This window comes from Fodinicurvata fenggangensis DSM 21160 (assembly GCF_000686045.1).
Classification (GTDB): domain Bacteria; phylum Pseudomonadota; class Alphaproteobacteria; order Kiloniellales; family DSM-21159; genus Fodinicurvata; species Fodinicurvata fenggangensis.
The window spans coordinates 40,887-58,383 of sequence record NZ_JMLV01000011.1 but is presented as its reverse complement, the minus strand read 5'-3'; the positions used below and the strand labels follow the sequence as shown (position 1 = coordinate 58,383).

Annotated in this window: 15 protein-coding genes; 14 read left to right on the top strand and 1 reads right to left on the bottom strand. The window is 63.4% G+C overall.

Annotated elements, in window-relative coordinates; genetic code table 11:
- The first annotated feature begins 18 nt into the window (after positions 1–18).
- The 4 genes from torT (at position 19) to BP38_RS0114225 (ending at position 4,657) form a co-directional block, all read left to right on the top strand.
- Positions 19–1,089, top strand: coding sequence for a TMAO reductase system periplasmic protein TorT (gene torT, locus BP38_RS0114240; protein ID WP_026988287.1), 1,071 nt, complete (start codon positions 19–21; stop codon positions 1,087–1,089).
- Positions 1,090–1,212: 123 nt separating this feature from the next.
- Positions 1,213–2,694, top strand: a complete 1,482-nt coding sequence (locus BP38_RS0114235; protein WP_026988286.1) for a sugar ABC transporter ATP-binding protein — start codon at positions 1,213–1,215, stop codon at positions 2,692–2,694.
- A gap of 4 nt (positions 2,695–2,698) precedes the next feature.
- Positions 2,699–3,730: an ABC transporter permease gene (locus tag BP38_RS0114230; RefSeq protein ID WP_051609389.1), complete on the top strand. Its 1,032-nt coding sequence runs from the start codon at positions 2,699–2,701 to the stop codon at positions 3,728–3,730.
- A gap of 141 nt (positions 3,731–3,871) precedes the next feature.
- Positions 3,872–4,657 carry a class II aldolase/adducin family protein gene (locus BP38_RS0114225; protein WP_035725390.1) on the top strand — a complete coding sequence of 262 codons (786 nt, stop codon included), beginning with the start codon at positions 3,872–3,874 and terminating at the stop codon, positions 4,655–4,657.
- A 29-nt stretch (positions 4,658–4,686) separates the two neighbouring features.
- Here BP38_RS0114225 and BP38_RS0114220 read toward each other — a convergent pair whose 3' ends face one another.
- On the bottom strand, positions 4,687–5,388 hold the full coding sequence (locus BP38_RS0114220) for a FadR/GntR family transcriptional regulator (RefSeq protein WP_026988283.1): 702 nt from the start codon (positions 5,386–5,388) through the stop codon (positions 4,687–4,689).
- Positions 5,389–5,557: 169 nt separating this feature from the next.
- Between BP38_RS0114220 and BP38_RS0114215 the strand changes: the two genes are divergently transcribed.
- From BP38_RS0114215 to BP38_RS0114170, 10 genes are all read left to right on the top strand, one after another.
- Entirely contained in the window at positions 5,558–6,457 is a 900-nt protein-coding gene (locus BP38_RS0114215) for a fumarylacetoacetate hydrolase family protein (RefSeq protein WP_026988282.1), read from the top strand.
- Positions 6,454–7,236 (top strand): alpha/beta fold hydrolase, encoded by a 783-nt coding sequence (locus tag BP38_RS0114210; protein WP_026988281.1) that lies wholly within the window; start codon positions 6,454–6,456, stop codon positions 7,234–7,236. The genes BP38_RS0114215 and BP38_RS0114210 overlap by 4 nt, the downstream gene beginning before the upstream one ends.
- A 73-nt stretch (positions 7,237–7,309) precedes the next feature.
- Positions 7,310–8,596 carry a metal-dependent hydrolase family protein gene (locus tag BP38_RS20790; protein ID WP_035725387.1) on the top strand — a complete coding sequence of 429 codons (1,287 nt, stop codon included), beginning with the start codon at positions 7,310–7,312 and terminating at the stop codon, positions 8,594–8,596.
- A gap of 16 nt (positions 8,597–8,612) precedes the next feature.
- Positions 8,613–9,470 carry a branched-chain amino acid ABC transporter permease gene (locus tag BP38_RS0114200; protein WP_026988280.1) on the top strand — a complete coding sequence of 286 codons (858 nt, stop codon included), beginning with the start codon at positions 8,613–8,615 and terminating at the stop codon, positions 9,468–9,470.
- A 9-nt stretch (positions 9,471–9,479) separates the two neighbouring features.
- Positions 9,480–10,508 (top strand): branched-chain amino acid ABC transporter permease, encoded by a 1,029-nt coding sequence (locus BP38_RS20785; RefSeq protein ID WP_035725386.1) that lies wholly within the window; start codon positions 9,480–9,482, stop codon positions 10,506–10,508.
- A 72-nt stretch (positions 10,509–10,580) separates the two neighbouring features.
- Positions 10,581–11,825, top strand: a complete 1,245-nt coding sequence (locus BP38_RS0114190) for an ABC transporter substrate-binding protein (protein ID WP_026988279.1) — start codon at positions 10,581–10,583, stop codon at positions 11,823–11,825.
- Between the two features lie 51 nt (positions 11,826–11,876).
- Entirely contained in the window at positions 11,877–12,662 is a 786-nt protein-coding gene (locus BP38_RS0114185; RefSeq protein WP_026988278.1) for an ABC transporter ATP-binding protein, read from the top strand.
- On the top strand, positions 12,655–14,913 hold the full coding sequence (locus BP38_RS20780) for an ABC transporter permease (RefSeq protein WP_051609388.1): 2,259 nt from the start codon (positions 12,655–12,657) through the stop codon (positions 14,911–14,913). The genes BP38_RS0114185 and BP38_RS20780 overlap by 8 nt, the downstream gene beginning before the upstream one ends.
- Positions 14,900–15,733, top strand: coding sequence for a phosphoenolpyruvate hydrolase family protein (locus BP38_RS0114175; protein WP_026988277.1), 834 nt, complete (start codon positions 14,900–14,902; stop codon positions 15,731–15,733). The genes BP38_RS20780 and BP38_RS0114175 overlap by 14 nt, the downstream gene beginning before the upstream one ends.
- A 58-nt stretch (positions 15,734–15,791) precedes the next feature.
- Positions 15,792–17,492 (top strand): flotillin family protein, encoded by a 1,701-nt coding sequence (locus tag BP38_RS0114170; RefSeq protein WP_026988276.1) that lies wholly within the window; start codon positions 15,792–15,794, stop codon positions 17,490–17,492.
- Positions 17,493–17,497: the final 5 nt, after the last annotated feature.

Below are 17,497 nucleotides of genomic sequence, written 5' to 3'. Positions count from 1 at the left end.
ACAGAGGAGGTGGAGAAAATGATAAGGTTTATTGCAACACTGGCGGTCGCCACGGCCCTTGCAGGCCCGGCCCTTGCCCAGGACGAGTGGTTCCCCTATGAGGCCGAGGAGGTCACCCCGGCCTTCTCTGCGGACGGCGAGGTCAACAAGATTTCCTATACGCCGCTGGAGAAGGCGTCCCAGCCCTGGGAGATCTGTGTGTCCTTCCCGCACATGAAGGACGCCTACTGGTTGGGCGTCGACTACGGTGTGGTCGAGGAGGCCAAGCGCCTCGGCGTCAACCTGAACGTTGTCGAGGCCGGCGGTTACACCGAGCTGGCCAACCAGCTCAGCCAGATCGAGGACTGTGTGGCCGGTGGCGCGGATGCCGTCATCATCGGCGCGATCTCGCTGGACGGGCTGAACAATCTGGTGGATGAACTGGCGGAAGATGATATTCCGGTGATCGACGTGATCAACGGCATCTCTTCCGAGAACGTCACTGCCAAGTCGCTGGTCTCCTTCCGCACCATGGGCTCCAGTGCCGGCGAGTACCTGGCCGAGCGGCACCCCGAGGGCAGCGATCCGGTCCAGGTGGGCTGGTTCCCCGGTCCCGCGGGCGCCGGCTGGGTGGAGGCCGCGCATGCGGGCTTCATGGAGGCCGTCGAGGGCTCGGCGATCGAGGTGCTGGAGCCGCGCTATGGCGACACCGGCAAGGAGGCCCAGCAGGGCCTGGTCGAGGACGTGCTGCGCGCCAATCCGGATGTCCGCTACATAGCCGGTACGGCGGTGACCGCCGAAGCGGCCCAGGGCATCATCCGCGAACGTGATCTGGTGGGCGAAGTCGACCTGATTTCCTTCTACATGACGCCGGGCGTTTATGAAGGCATCGAGCGCGGTTTCATCCTGGCGGCGCCTGCGGACTCCATGGTCATCCAGGGCCGCATTGCCGTGGACCAGGCGGTCCGCGTCCTGGAGGGCGAGGACTACGTCAAGCACGTGGGTCCGGAAATCTTCGTGGTGGACCAGGACAATATCGGCGAGGTCGAGCGGAGCAATGTTCTGCCGCCGCAGGGCTTCAGTCCGGTTTTCTCGGTCGAGGTCGAGTAATCCCTGTGCCTGTTCCCGGGAACGGCGTTACCGCCGTTCCCGGCTTTTTTCCTTTGCAATGGACTTCGGGAGTCCCGGGCGTGCCGGGCGCATTCCTTGGATAAGTCCCCAGGACGACCTGAGATGCAGACGGTCATTGAAACAGCTGCCCTGACCAAGCGCTATCCGGGGGTCGTGGCCCTGGACGCCGTGGACTTCGAACTGAAGTCCGGCGAGGTGCATGTCCTCTTCGGCGAGAACGGTGCGGGCAAATCCACCCTGATTGCCATGGTTGCCGGCGCCAGCCAGCCAAGCAGCGGCAGTCTGCGCGTGAATGGCGAGGACGTGAATTTCCAGTCCGTGGCCGATGCCCGCGAGAAGGGAATCTCGGCGGTTTTCCAGGAGTTCTCCCTGGTGCCAACCATGAGCGTGGCCGAGAACATCTTCCTGGGCGACGAGCCGAAACGTCGCGGCTTTACCGACAAGTCCGGCATGATCCACCGTGCACGTGAGTTGTTCGAACAACTCGACTTCCACATCGATCCAAAGGCCCTGGTCAGTACGCTCAGCCGGGCCGAGCAGCAGATGGTGGAGATCGCCAAGGCCTTTCACGGCCAACTCTCGATCCTGATCCTGGACGAGCCCACGGCGTCCCTGACTGACCGCGAGGTCGACCACCTGTTCAAGGTGGTGGAGCAGATGAAGGCACGCGGCGTGGGGGTTATCTATATCTCGCACCGCATGCAGGAGCTCAAGCGCATCGCCGATCGTGTCACGGTGCTGCGCGATGGCCGCAAGATCGCAACGGTGGCCATGGCCGAGACCAGCGAAGCCAAGCTGGTGGAGATGATGGTGGGGCGTGCTATCGACGAAATCTATCCCGCCATCGAGGCGCGTCCGGGCGCTCCGATCCTGGAGGTCGAGGGCCTTAAGACTTCCGGGGTCAAGGAGGCTGCACTGACTGTGCGGCCCGGTGAGATCCTGGGCGTGGCGGGCCTGGTGGGCTCCGGCAAATCGCGCTGCTTCCGGGCCATCTTCGGCCTGCAATCGATGACGGCGGGCCAGGTGCGCCTGAAGGACCGCGGTGTCACGGGGGCGAGCTGCCGCCACATGATGGGGCAAGGCGTCTATTACCTGCCGCCGGACCGCAAGACCGAGGGCCTGCAGTTGGCCTTCACCTCGCGCGCCAACCTGATCCAGGGCGTGATGGTCGGTGCTTCCAGCCGCCTGGGCCTGCTGCCCTGGAAAGACATGCGAGCCAAGGCCGAAGCGGTGGCGGAATCGGTGGAGCTGCCCCCGGCTTACCGCGATCGCCTGGCCGCGCAGCTGTCGGGCGGCAACCAGCAGAAGACCCTGTTCGGGCGTGGCCTGGGCAAGGACTACGACCTCTATATCTTCGACGAACCCACGGTGGGCGTCGACATGGGCGCGCGCGCGGCGATCTATGGCCTGATCAAGCGCCTGACGGAAAGTGGCAAGGCCGTGGTGGTCATCTCTTCGGACCTGCCCGAAGTGATGAACCTCTCCCACCGCCTTCTGGTGTTTTCACATGGACGGATCTCGGCCGAGTTGCCGCGCGAAGAGATCAGCGAAGCCGCCGTTCTGGCACATTTTTTCGAGGAATAGGTCGATGACGGACAATGCGACAACACCACAGGAAACTGCCGGCAGCCGCACGGCCCTGCAGGCCCTGCGCGCTGTCTTCATGAAGCTGGGTGTGCTGCCCTTTTTCCTGGCAGGCGCCCTGGTCATCTTCACCGTCCTCTCGGACCGCTTCCTGACCTTCGACAACATGACCAACGTCTTCCGGCAGTCGGTCTATTTGACGCTGGTGTCCATGGGGCAAATGCTGGCTCTCATCACCGGAGGCTTCGACCTGTCGGTCGGGGCGGTGGTGGCGCTCACCTCGGTGATCTCGGCCCTGGCCATGGTGGCACTGGCCGGCATCTTTCCCGATGCCGTCTGGCTGGTGATTATCCTGGGCTGCCTGGCCGGGCTGGGCGCCTCGCTGGTGGTGGGCCTGGTCAACGGGGCCGGTGTGGCCTTCTTCGGAGTCTCCCCCTTTATCATGACCTTGGGCGTCAGTTCGGTGGTGGCGGGCATCTCGCTGTTTCTGACCGGGGGCGTCCCGGTCTCCGGGATGCCCTATGCCTTTGCCGATGCCTTCGGCTTCGGCCGAATCTGGGACATACCGGTACCGGTGATCGTCGCGCTGGTTGCCATCCTGGCCATGTGGATCTTCATGGAGCGCATGCGCACCGGCGCGCACATCTATGCCGTCGGCGGCAACATCAAGGCTGCCGTGCTGTCGGCCATCGACACCAAGCGCACCCTGATCATCGCCTATGCCCTCTGTGCCCTGGCCGCCTCGGTGGCTGGCCTGTTGCTGACCGCACGCGTGGAATCCGGCGAGGCCAACCTGGGCGGCACCATCGCACTGGAGTCCATCGCCGCCTGCGTGATCGCCGGCGTTTCGCTGCGCGGTGGCATCGGTCGGGTGATCAACGTGGTGCTGGGCGCCTACTTCATCACCCTGGCGCAGAACGGTATGAACCTGGCCCAGATCAGCTCCTACATGCAGATGGTCCTGCTTGGCGGCCTGCTGATCCTGGCGGTGATCTTCGACCAGGTCCGCTATCGCATGATGATGGGCCGCGCCTGAGTGGCTGGACCTGATCTCTTCCAGCCTGGCGTTCCGGCCTGTTTGTTGTCGCTCCCAAGCGCGTTGACCCGCTTCTGATCGGCCGCGATACTTCGATCCGAAAAAAAATCGCGGTTCATGACGTATAAGGAGTGGAAGACCATGGCATCGAGTCTAGCTGCCACACGGGGGCAGTCCCTGCGTGATCAGGTCTCATCCGAAGAGTGGGAAGCACGGGTCCATCTGGCGGCCTGTTACAGACTGATGGCCCTCTACGGAATGACCGACCTGATCTACAACCACATCTCGGCCCGCGTACCAGGTCATCCGGATCAGTTCCTGATCAACTCCTACGGCCTGCGCTACAACGAAATGACGGCGTCCAGCCTCTGCAAGATCGATCACGAAGGCAATATCCTGCTGGATCCCGGTACTGGCTATGGGATCAACCAGGCCGGTTTCGTGATTCACAGCGCCGTGCACGAGGCCCGACCGGATGTGGACTGCGTGATCCATACCCACACACGCGCCGGCATGGCGGTTTCGGCCATGAAGTGTGGTCTGCTGCCCATTGCGCAGACCTCGATGCGTTTTCATAACCGTGTCGGCTATCACGACTACGAGGGTGTCGCCCTTGATCTGGACGAGCGCCAGCGCCTGGTCGCCGACCTGGGGCCGCATTACGCGATGATCCTGCGCAACCACGGCCTTCTGACCTGCGGGCTGAACATCGCCCATGCCTTCAATCTCATGTACTGGCTGGAGAACGCCTGCAAGGTCCAGGTGGATGTTATGAATGCCGGCAGCGAATTGCAGCTGCCGCCCGAAGAGGTCTGCGAAAAGACGGCCAAGCTGTACGATCCGGATGTGCGCCGCGTCTACGGCGAAATGGAGTGGGAGGCCATGCTGCGCCAGGTTGATGAAGCAAATCCGGGATATGACCGCTAGCCGCACGCCCGCCGGTTTGATTGTCTTGCTTACCCCAGCACGCCCAGCATGTTGTCACGGATGGCGCTCATGTGCTGGGTCATGAGTTTCTGAGCGGTTTCCGGGTCCCGGTCGCATATGGCCTGAACAATGGCACTGTGCTGCTGGTCGTAGTGCGTACGCGTGTCTGCAGAGACCGTACGCTTTTTCAGGCGGTACCAGTTGGGCTCGTTGCGGATGGCGTTGATGGCATCGCAGTAGTCGATCAGCAGGGCGTTCTTTGTGGCGTGGAAGATGGCCATGTGCAACTCGGCATCCCAGTGCTCGAACTCCGAGAGGCCGCGCGCCGAGAGCGAGGCGCGCAGGGCAATTTGAATTCGTTCGATGTCCTCGTTGCTGCCACGGCTGGCGGCCAGCGCCGCGACGTGCGGCTCAATGATCAGGCGCACTTCCATCAGGTCTGCCGGACTGGCGTTGCGCATGCGCCGTGACAGGAAGCTGCCACTGGACCGGTTGGGCACTTGGGCGACGAAGGTCCCGCGGCCGATCTGGCGTGTCAGGAAACCATCGCCTTCCAGTTGGACCAAGGCCGCGCGCAGGGTGTTGCGCGCCACCCCCAGCCGATTGGCCAATTCGCGCTCGGACGGCAACTGCTGGCCCAGCGAGAATTCGCCGCTCTCTATGCGGGTCAACAGGTCCTGCATGGCCGTGGCGGCTGCGCGCCCGAGGTGTGGATTCCGAATCTCGTTCATCACTATACCATTCTTGATCCAATCCTGATCCAGAGCAAACAAAAATTTCCAACATCCTCAAAATCAGGTTGACAGCTCCAAGCATTCGCAGCGAGTATTGGCTCAATTAAAAACCAATGGTTCAGTATTGGTTTAATGAAAACAAGAAGCTGGAGGGGCGTTTCCAACGATGAAGATCGCTGCGTATCATTTGGATGGCAAGCCGGGTCTGGGTGTCTTGTCGGCCGACGGCAGTAGCCTGTCGCCCTTCGATCTCAATGGGAATGCCGCCGAAAAGGGCGTGCTGGCTTTGGTGGATTCAGAGGTGGGCCGTCCGGCGACCACCTTGGAGAAGCTGCCATTGTCGGCCGTGAAGCTGCGCGCACCGGTTCCGCATCCGCGCCGCAACATCTTCTGTGTCGGCAAGAACTACTACGAGCACGCCCATGAATTTGCCGGCAGCGGTTTCGATTCCGGTGCAGCGTCGGGGGCCGTGCCGGATGCGCCGATCATCTTCTCGAAGGTGCCGGAGTCTGTCAGTGCCGCCGGTGATCCCATTCCGGTGGATACCCGCGTGAGCAGCGCCATCGACTACGAAGCCGAATTGGCGGTCATCATCGGCCGGGGCGGACGGGGAATCTCCAAAGCCACGGCCATGGACCACGTCTGGGGCTATACCATTGTCAACGACATCACGGCGCGTGACCTGCAGGGTCGCCACAAGCAGTGGCTGATCGGCAAGTCACAGGACGGTTTCTGCCCCATGGGGCCCGTGGCTGTCACGGCCGACGAACTGGACCTGTCGAAGTCCTGGGTGCGCTGCCACGTCAATGGCGAGCTGCGCCAGGAGGCGCCGATTTCCGCCCTCATTTTCGATATTCCCACTCTGATCGAGACGCTTTCGGCAGGCATCACACTCTATCCCGGCGATGTCATTGCCACGGGTACGCCGGCCGGCGTCGGAATCGGGTTCCAGCCGCCGCGCTACCTGCGGCCGGGGGACCGGGTCACCGTGGACATCGATGGCATTGGCCGCCTTGAGAATCCGGTTGCCAGCTATCACGAAACACGACAAGGAGCGGTGGCATGAGCACGCAGACAGTCGAACGCATGGCCGTCGAGGTGGACGGCGAGGGCACGCCGGTGGTGATGGTTCACGGTCTGGGCGGCACCTCGAACACCTTCACGCCCCAGATGGACCTGTTTCGCAATGGCTATCGCGTCATTCGGCCCGACCTGCCCGGTTCGGGGCGCAGCCCCCATTCCGGCCAGCTATCCATCTCCGGCTTTGTTGCAACGCTGGCCAAAGCCTGTCGTGTGCTGGGTGTAGACAAGGCGCACTTCGTCGGACATTCGCTGGGCACAATCGTCTGTCAGCACATGGCCGTTGAACACCCGTCCCTGGTGCGCAGCCTGTCGCTGTTCGGCCCGATCAGCGAACCGCCGGATGCCGCGCGCAAGGGCCTGAAGGACCGTGCGGGCAAGGCGCGTGCCGAAGGCATGGCGGATATTGCCGATGCCATCGTGCAGGCGGCGACCTCCGCCGAGACGAAGGAACGCAATCCCCTGGCCGTGGCGCTGGTGCGCGAGATGGTGATGCGTCAGCCGGCCGATGGCTATGCAGCCACCTGCGAGGCGCTGGCGGGTGCCAGCGCAGCCGACGCCGCACGCATACGCTGTCCGGTTCTGCTGGCCACCGGCGACGAGGACGGTGTGGCGCCCGCCTCGGGCGCCCGCTCCATGGGCGAGAAAATGGAAAAGGCGCGCACGAAGATACTGAATCGTTGCGGCCACTGGACAACTTTTGAGAAGGTCGAAGACGTAAACCGCGAATTGAGAGATTTCATGGCTTCCGTACGAACGGCTTGATCGGACAGGCGGTCCCGAGTGCGCCTTGAGCACAGATAAAAGACAACGGGATTGCCGCTAGGGAGGACACGATATGGGTGACTATCTTTTTACCAACGTCCGCATTCTGGATGGCAGCGGCGATCATCCCTTCACTGGTGAGGTGTTGGTCCAGGGCAACCGTATCAAGCAGGTCAGCCGCGGCGGCCGCAGCGGGCTGGGCAGTGGCCATACCGTAATCGACGGAGCCGGCGCGACCCTGATGCCCGGCATGACCGAGGCGCACACCCACCTGTCGTGGAACGACCAGCCATCGCTGGAGGCCATCCAGCAGATGCCGCCCGAAGAGCATACGCTGTTCACCGCGGAGATGGCCAAGCGCTACATCGAGATGGGCTTTACCTCCTGCATGGGGGCGGCCTCGGCCAAGGCACGCCTGGACGTGGTCATTCGCGATGCCATCAACCAGGGCCGCATCCCGGGGCCGCGCTATTCCGCGGCCAGCCAGGAGATCACGACGCTGGGCGGGCTGGGCGACACCTCGCCGCCGCACCTGGAGTTTCCCGAACTCTCCTTCGGCTGCATCGTCTCGGGCGTCGAGGAGATGCGCCGGGCCGTACGCCAGTTCATCAAATACGGTTGCGACACCATCAAGCTGAACCTCTCGGGCGAGGAGATCGCCGGCGTGGGTGCCGAGGAAACGCCCATGACCGACGAGGAAGCGGCAGTGGCCGTTTCCGAGGCCAAGCGCCGGGGGCTGCGCGTGGCAGCCCATGCGCGCTCCAATGAATCCATCAAGATGTGCATCCGGCACGGCATCGAGATTATCTACCATGCCTCCTTCGCAGACGAAGAGACGCTGGACCTGCTGGAAGCCAACAAGGACAAGCACTTCGTGGCGCCTGGCCTGGCCTGGCTGATCCGTACGTCCAAGAACGCCGCCGAGTACGGCGTACACCCGGACTCCTCACTCGGCATGATGTACGCCCGCGAGGCGGAAATCGCCACCGAGACCATGCGCAAGATGCACCGGCGCGGCATTCGCGTGCTGCCGGGTGGCGATTACGGCTTCGCCTGGATCCCTCATGGCACCAATGCCAAGGACCTGGAATATTTCGTCGACCTGGTGGGCATGTCCCCCATGGAGGCCATTGTCTCCGCGACCAAGATGGGCGGCCAGATCATGGGCAAGCCCGACGAGCTGGGACTGGTGAAGGACGGCTATCTGGCCGATCTGATTCTGGTCGACGGCGATCCGCTTGCCAATATCCGCATCCTGCAGGAGCGCCAGCGGATCCTGGCCGTCATGAAGGACGGCAGCTTTCACCGCGCCCCCGATGTGACGGCCCAGGGCCGCTCGTCGCTGCGCTGGGCCGGTTGAGGGTAAGCACAGGATCATGCGGCTTTTCATCCTGACCTTCCTGAACGGGCTGACGCTGGCGGCCTTGTACTTCATCGTTGCCAGCGGCTTTTCCCTGGTTTTCGGGCTGATGCGCAACGTGAACCTGGCGCACGGCTCGCTGTACCTTCTGGGCGGCTATATCGGTTTCGAGGTCGCCAACAGCACGGGCTCGTGGTACCTGGCCGTGCTGGCCGGTTTCCTGTCCATGGCGATTGCCGGAATCCTGCTGCAGCTTCTGGTGTTCCGCTATATGGAAGGGCAGGAGTTGCGCCAGACCCTGGTGACCATTGCGCTCTCCATCATCCTGGCGGATGTGATGCTGGCGATATGGTCCGGTGTGTCCTATCAGTTCACGCCGCCGGCATGGCTGTTCGGTGCGACACCGATGCCCTTCATCAATGCCTATCCGACCTACCGTCTCTTTACGCTTGCGGCGGCGATCGCCATCGGCATTGCCTTGTGGCTGTTCCTGAACCGCACGCGGATCGGCATCATGATCCGGGCCGGCGTGGACGATCGCGGCATGCTCTCGGCGTCGGGCGTCAACGTCCAACTGCTGTTCTGCGTTACCTTTGCCATCGGCGCCGGCCTGGCCGGCCTGGCCGGCGTGCTTGGCGGCTCGGCGCTGTCGATCGCGCCGGGCGAGGATACGCGCTTCCTGCTGGCCTCACTGATCGTCGTGATCGTGGGCGGCATGGGATCCATTCCCGGTGCGGCGATCGGCGCCTTGCTGATCGGCATGACCGAGCAGTTCGGACTGGCCTACTTTCCGACCTATGGGGTCGTCTTTTCGTTCCTGGTCATGGTGGTCGTCCTGGCCATCCGGCCCCAGGGCCTACTCGGACGGGCATAGGAGCTGGGTATGGCCTCGATCACTGACAAGACAGAGGATAAGAAGGCGGCTCCCGTTCTTCCAGTCTGGTTGCGGGGTGTGCGTTGGTATCACGCGGTCGTGGCCGTGCTGCTCGTGATCTACCCACTGATCGCCACCGGCTTCTGGACTGTGCAGATCGGGGCGCAAAGCCTGATCCTGGGGCTGATCGGCCTGTCGCTGATGCTGCTGGCCGGTTATGGCGGCATGGTTTCGCTCTCGCAGCTGACCGTGGCCGGGCTCGCCGGCTACCTGGTGGCGATCTTCGGGAATGCGGAATGGCCTGCCTGGTTGATGCTGGTGGGTGCCGTGAGCCTTGCGACCGTGGCCGCCGTGCTGATCGGCTGGATCTCGGCGCGGACCAGCGGCATCTACACCATCATGATCACGCTGGCGATCTCGGTGGCCTTCTATTACCTGGTGCTGCAGAACGACCCCATCTTCAATTCCTTCAATGGCTTTTCCGGGGTGCGCCCGCCGGAGGTTTTCGGAGTGGATTGGCGCGCGCCACTGCCCTTCTTCTACCTGACCCTGGGCGTGGTGGGGCTGTGCTATCTTTTCGTACTCTATCTGTCGCGCACGCCTTTCGGCCTGGCGCTGCAGGCCGTGCGCGACAATCCGCGGCGCATGGCGTCCCTGGGGTTCAACGTCACTGCCCATCGCGTGGCCGCGCACGGCGTTGCCGGTGTCCTGGCCGGTATCGGCGGGGTCCTGCTTGTCTGGCAGAACGGGCAGATCTCGCCGGGGTCGGTCGGAATCGGGCCCGTGATCGATATTCTGATCCTGACGGTTCTGGGCGGGTTGGCCCATCCGGTCGGTCCCTTCATCGGTGCCGTTATCTTCATTTTGATGGAGAACTTTGCCATCGATCTGATCGACCGGGAACGCTTCAACACGGTGATCGGGGCGGTCTTCCTGGTGATCGTGCTCTTTTCGCCAGACGGGGTGCTTGGCCTTTGGGGCAAGCTGAAGTCCTGGCTGGCGCGACAGTCCGCCCGCAACAGGGTGGACCAATGGTAGGTGCTGAGTTCATGCAGGCACGCCGTCTGACATGGCCGAACTCAGACAAACAGTGAGGGAGGAAAAGAAGATATGTTGAGAAAACTATTGTCCATGACGGCAGCCGCTGCCTTGGTGGCCGGAGCCGGGGCCGCAACGGCCGACGAGCATCCGATCAAGCTGGGCGGACTTGCCACACTGGAAGGCCCCTTTGCGGTGCCGGGCGAAGACGGCATCCGCGGTATCCGCATGGCTCTGGAAAAATTCGGTCATGAGGCCGGGGGGCGTGAAATCGAACTGATCACCGCCTCCTCCGATGCGTCTCCGGACAGCGCGGTCAATGCAGCGCGCCGCCTGGTCGAGAATGACGAGGTGGATATCCTTGTCGGCCCGCTTTCGGGCTCCGAAGGCATCGCCGTCAAGGACTATGCCAAGGATCATCCCGACACGACCTTCGTGAACGGCAGCTCCGCCGCCCAGCGCACGACCCTGGACGATCCGTCCGAGAATTTCTTCCGTTTCTCCACGGACGGTGCGCAGTGGCAGGCTGGCCTGGGCAAATATGCCTATGAGGAAAAGGGCTACGAGAAGGTGGCTGTCGTGGCCGAGGACTACTCCTTCCCCTACTCGCTGGTCATGGGCTTCATGACCGATTTCTGCAAGCTGGGCGGACAGGTTGTCGAGAAGTTCTACGTGCCGCTGGGCACGCGTGACTATGCCACGACCGTGGCCTCGATCCCACAGGATATCGATGCGCTCTATGTCGCCCTGGGCGGCTCGGATGCCATCAACTTCCTGTCCCAGTACCAGCAGATGGGCAGTGCAAAGCCGATGATCGCCGGCTCGATCACGGTTGACCAGTCGGTGCTGGGAGCCAAGGGGCAGCAGCGCGACTACCTGGCCGGAACCATCACGGCCGGTCCGATCGCCGACAACTGGGACGATCCCAAGTGGGTGGAATTCAAGGAAACCTATGCCGAAATGTTCGACGACGGCCTGCCGTCCCCCTCGCTGTTCGCGCATGCCTATTACGTGAACACCCTGGCTGTGCTCACGGCCCTGGACGAGGTGGATGGTGACCTGTCGAACGGGCAGCAGGCCTTCCGCGAAGCCCTGCAGAACCTGGAGCTGGAGACGCCGACCGGCACCATCTCTGTTGACGAGAACCGCAACGCCGTTGCCGACATCTTCATCACCGAAGTTGTGAAGGACGGTGAGGGCGGCCTCTACAACGAGGTTGTGAAGATCGTGCCGGAAGTGAACCAGACCCTTGGCCTGCCGGAAGATGAATTCCTGGCCAACGGTTTCGCTTCGCGTGACAACCCCTCCTGCCCGTAAGCTTGAGGAGCTTGTCATGATGGTAAACGGCAGACAGAAGGCGTTTCGCAAATGAGTGCGGTTGCCTCTGCCGGTTTCACCGAAACGGTGGCGGCTCATGCCCTGGAACTCCAGGGTGTGAGCCGCAGCTTCGGTGCGCTGGTGGCGCTGAATGATGTGACGATGAAGGTCCAGGCCGGAGAACGGCGCGCCGTCTTCGGTGCGAACGGGGCCGGCAAGACCACGTTGTTCAATGCCATCACGGGCGACTTCCCGCCGACGGCCGGACGGATCCGTTTCTTCGGCGAGGATGTGACCAAGATGCCGCCGCAGGAGCGCATAAGACGCGGCCTGCGACGGACCTACCAGTCTTCCCTGTTGTTCAAGGGGTTGACGGTTTTTGACAATCTCTATCTCGCGGCACGCGGTGTCGGCAGCAAGCGTTTTTCCATGCGCCGCCCGGGTGACGACGATGCCACCATCGAGGCCGCGCATAGGATGATGCATGCCGCCCACCTGGACCGGCTGGAAAAGACGCCAGTCTCCGATCTGGCCCATGGCCAGCAGCGACAGCTGGAAATCGGCATGGCGCTGGCGGGTGCGCCGCGGATGATCCTGTTCGATGAACCGGCCGCCGGGCTTTCCCCGGCAGAGCGGCGCGAACTGGTGGAAATCCTGCGCGCGCTGCCCGAACACATCGGTTACGTCATTATCGAGCACGACCTGGATGTTGCTCTGCGTGTCGTCGAGTACTGCACGGTCATGCACAACGGCGCGGTCTTCAAGGAAGGCACGCCCGATGAAATCGAGAGCGATCCGGACGTGCAGCAGATCTATCTGGGAGGCGGGCATGGCTGATCCGCAACAGGCCGGCACTGGACAGTCCCCAGTCCTGAGCGTGCGCGACCTGCATGTCTATTACGGCCAGGCCCATGCCCTGCAGGGCGTGTCCTTCGATCTGCACCACGGCGTGCTGGGTGTTGTCGGCCGCAACGGCATGGGGAAGACCACGCTGTGCAATGCCATCATGGGCCTGACGCCTTCGACCCGGGGGTCCGTTCTGTTGAAGGGGCGTGAACTGCGCGGCCTGACCCCTAACACCATCGTGGAGCGCGGTATTGGCTATGTACCCCAGGGACGCCGTGTCTGGCCGTCGCTCTCGGTGGACGAGCACCTGCGCCTGGCTGCCCGCAGCAGCGGCCGCAAGGGCAGTTGGACCATCGAGCGGGTCTACGAAACCTTTCCGCGTCTGACGGAGCGGCGGCGCAACGGCGGTGCCCAGCTGTCTGGCGGCGAGCAGCAGATGCTGGCCATCGGCCGGGCCCTGCTGGCCAACCCGACCCTGCTGGTCATGGATGAACCGACCGAGGGGCTGGCACCGGTCATCGTTCAGCAGCTTTCTGCCCTGTTGAAGCAGCTGGCAGCCGAGGGCGAGATCTCCGTCCTGCTGATCGAGCAGAACCTGGGTGTGGCCACCGAGGTGGCCGAGCAGGTCGCGATCATGGTCAACGGCCTCCTGGTGAAGCAGATGCCGGCGGCCGAACTGGCCAATGACAGCGACCTGCAGCAACGCCTTTTGGGTGTGGGGCGCCATAGCGAGGACGAAGACCAGTCTGCCACTCAGGAAAGCGTGCCCGACGAACCGGCCCAGGTATTCCGGGTACGACGCGCTGATGCCGGGCTGCAGGGTGGCGGAGACCAGCCGCCGCCCGCCTATGTCAGCCAAGGCACGCCGAATCGCTGGGGGCGCGAGACCCATAGCGGCGCCGAGGAATGGCGGGAGAGCCGCCGGCCGCAGACGGAAGAGGGGACACGCGAAGAGACAACGGTCTCCGCCCCGGCCGATGAAATCCAAGTGCCGGTGGCGCAGCTTGTAGACCGCTGCGCCTATGTCGTGGGGACCTTCGATACCAAGGGCCGCGAACTGCGTTTCATCGAGAATCGCCTGGAACGCCTGGGCCTGCGGACCCGGACGGTGGATCTCAGCACCAGCGGCAAGCCGTCGTCAGCGGATATCGGCCCCCAGGAAGTTGCCCGCTGCCATCCCGGTGGCGTGTCAGCCGTGTTTTCCGGAGACCGGGGCGAATCCGTATCCGCCATGGCGGAAGCCTTCCGTCATTTCCTGCCGCGCCAGCGGGACGTGGGAGGTGTGATTTCGGCCGGAGGGTCCGGGGGAACAGCCCTTGCCACGCCGGCCATGCAGGTCCTGCCTGTAGGCGTGCCGAAGCTGATGGTCTCCACCGTCGCTTCGGGGGATGTGCAGCGCTATGTGGGCGCCACGGACATCTGCATGATGTACTCGGTCACTGACGTGCAGGGCATCAACCGGATTTCCGAGTTGGTTCTGTCCAACGCAGCCCATGCCATGGCCGGCATGGTGGCGCATGCCGGACGCGTCAAGCAGAGCTCCACCAAGCCTGCCGTAGGCCTGACCATGTTCGGGGTGACCACGCCTTGCGTGCAGCTCGCTTCGAAGATCCTGGAGGACGATTTCGACTGCCTGGTGTTCCACGCGACGGGTACCGGCGGGCAGTCCATGGAGAAGCTGGTGGACTCCGGCATGCTGGCCGGGGTGCTGGACATCTCCACGACGGAGATTGCCGACCTGATGGTCGGCGGGGTGTTCAGCGCCGGCGAGGGGCGCCTGGACTCCATCATCCGCAGCAAGCTTCCCTATGTCGGATCCTGCGGCGCCCTGGACATGGTGAACTTCGGGGCCATGGACACGGTGCCCGAGCGATTCCGCGGCCGCAATCTCTACAAGCACAACCCGCAGGTGACCTTGATGCGGACCACGGCGGAAGAGAATGCCGCGATCGGTCGCTGGATCGCCGACAAGCTGAACCGTTGCGATGGGCCGGTGCGTTTCTTCATTCCGGAAGGCGGCGTGTCCCTGCTGGATGCCCCGAAACAGGCCTTCTGGGATCCGGAAGCGGACAAGGCCCTGTTTTCTGCGATCGAGAGCAACCTGCGTCAGACGGCGGATCGCAAGCTGATTAAGCTGCCACACAACATCAACGACCCGGAATTCGCCCAAGCCCTGGTCGCGGCTTTCCGGGAGGTAACGGCAACCCATAAGGATAAGGAGGCAGTACATGCCCAGGTTTGAGCGCCGGGATATCCTGGAGAAATTCCGCGACATGGTCGCCCGCAACGAGCCCATCGTCGGGGGCGGGGCCGGAACCGGCCTGTCCGCCAAGTGCGAGGAAGCCGGCGGGATCGACCTGATCGTGATCTACAACTCCGGTCGCTATCGCATGGCCGGGCGCGGCTCGTTGGCCGGGCTGATGGCCTATGGCAATGCCAACGAGGTCGTCATGGAGATGGCCTCGGAAGTCCTTCCGGTGGTGAAGAGCACTCCTGTCCTGGCGGGCGTGAACGGTACCGATCCCTTCATGATTCCCGAGCACTTTCTGCGTCAGGTCAAGGATATCGGCTTCTCAGGCATCCAGAACTTCCCGACCGTGGGCCTGATCGACGGGACCTTCCGGGCGAACCTGGAAGAGACCGGCATGGGCTACGGCCTGGAGGTCGAGGTGGTCCGCAAGGCGCGCGAGCTCGACCTGCTGACCACGCCCTATGTCTTCTGTGAGGAGGATGCCAGGGCCATGGCCGAAGCCGGCGCGGACATCGTGGTCTGCCATCTGGGCCTGACGACCGGTGGGTCCATCGGTGCGGAAACGGCCCTGACGCTGGAGGACTGTGTTCCGCGCATCAATGCCTGGGCGGAGGCCGCCTTGTCCGTGCGCAAGGATGTACTGGTGCTTTGCCACGGCGGTCCCATCGCCATGCCCGAGGACGCCCGCTACATCCTGAGCCAGTGCCCGAACTGTCACGGTTTCTATGGCGCGTCCTCGATGGAAAGGCTCCCGGTCGAAGGGGCCCTTACGGAACAGACGCGTAATTTCAAGTCTATCGGGCGCGCCTGACGCGCGTCCAGAACGCTTGGGCAGAGGTGAGCCCGGCGTTCAGAAAGGGAGGAAGAAGATGTCTGGTGCAGCACTTGGATGGACCGTCCTGGGGATTATCGTCCTCATCGCGGTTATCGTGGGCGTTGTCTATCTTTTGAACTGGCTCTATCGCCGTTCCACAAAGGAAACCGCATTCGTGCGGACCGGCCTGGGGGGCGAGAAGGTGGTCAAGGACGGCGGGGCCTTCGTCCTGCCGATCGTTCATGAAGTCATTCCCGTCAACATGAACACCCTGCGCCTGGAGATCAAACGCGGCCAGGACCGCGCCCTGATCACCAAGAACCGCATGCGTGTGGATGTGGTGACGGAGTTCTATGTGCGGGTCCAGCCGACGCGCGAGGCCATCGCCATCGCAGCCCAGAGCCTGGGGCGTCGCACGATGAATCCCGAGGCCTTGAAGGAACTGGTCGAGGGTAAGTTCATCGACGCCCTGCGCTGGGTGGCGGCCGAGATGACCATGGAGGAACTGCACGAAAAGCGCGGCGAGTACGTCAAGCGCGTGAAGACCGCCGTGGCCGAGGACCTGCAGCGCAGCGGACTGGAACTGGAAGCCCTGTCGCTGACCGGCATGGACCAGACCAACATGGAGTACTTCAATCCCTCGAACGCCTTTGACGCCGAGGGTTTGACGCGCCTGACCGAGGAGATCGAGCGACGCAAGAAGCTGCGGAACGACATCGAGCAGGACACGATGATCGAGATCCGCAACAAGAACCTGGAGACCGAGCGCTACTCGCTGCAGATCGACCGGGACACCGAATACGCGCGGTTGGAGCAGCAGCGTGACATCGAATCCCGCAAGGCCGAACAGCAGGCCGAAGTGGCCCGCGAACGGGCCCAGCGCGAGCGGGAGTCCGAGGAGTCCCAGATCAGCTCGCGCCTGGAGATCGAACGCGCACGCATCGCCAGTGACCGAGCGCTGGACGAGGAGCGTATCAATCGTGAACAGGGAACCCAGCGCCTGGAGATCGACCGTCGCAAGGCGCTGGAATTGGCCGAGCAGGATAAGGCCATCGAGCTGGCCGAGAAGTCCAAGGCCCAGTCCGAGGCCCAGGCAGCGGCCGAACTGGCCCGGGCCAAGGCTGTGGAGGCCGAGGAGAAGGTCTTTACGGCCCGCGAGAAGGAGCAGGCCGAGCGCCGCAAGGCCATCGAACTGGTTCTGGCGGCCCAGGAGGCCGAACGCGAGGGCATTCGCCTGCGTTCCGCGGCCGAGGCCGAGAAGCAGGCCTCCACGGATCGGGCAGAGGCCACCCGCACCACGGCCGAGGGCGAAGCCGAGGCCGAGAAGATAAGGGCCCTGGCCGCCAAGCTGCGCTACGAGACCGAGGCCGAGGGCAAGCGCCAGATGAACGAGGCGCAGAATGTCCTGACCCCGGAATCCCGCCAGTCGCAGATGCGCATGCACCTGATCGACAAAATGGACGGCATCATCCGCGAAAGCGTCAAGCCAATGGAGAAGATCGAAGGCATCAAGGTCCTGCAGCTCGACGGCTTCGGCGGTTTCCCCGGAGGGGCCGGGGGCAGCGGCGGTGGCGGCGAGGGCCACAACGGCCTGCCGGACAACCTGGTCAACTCTGCGCTGCGCTACCGTGCCCAAGGGCCGCTGGTCGACTCATTGCTCAAGGAGATCGGCATGGAGGGCGGTGACATCAACAAGCTGGTTGGCGGGGTCACCGACGAGGAGGATGACGACAGCTCGGACAAGGAGAAGCGATGACGCGG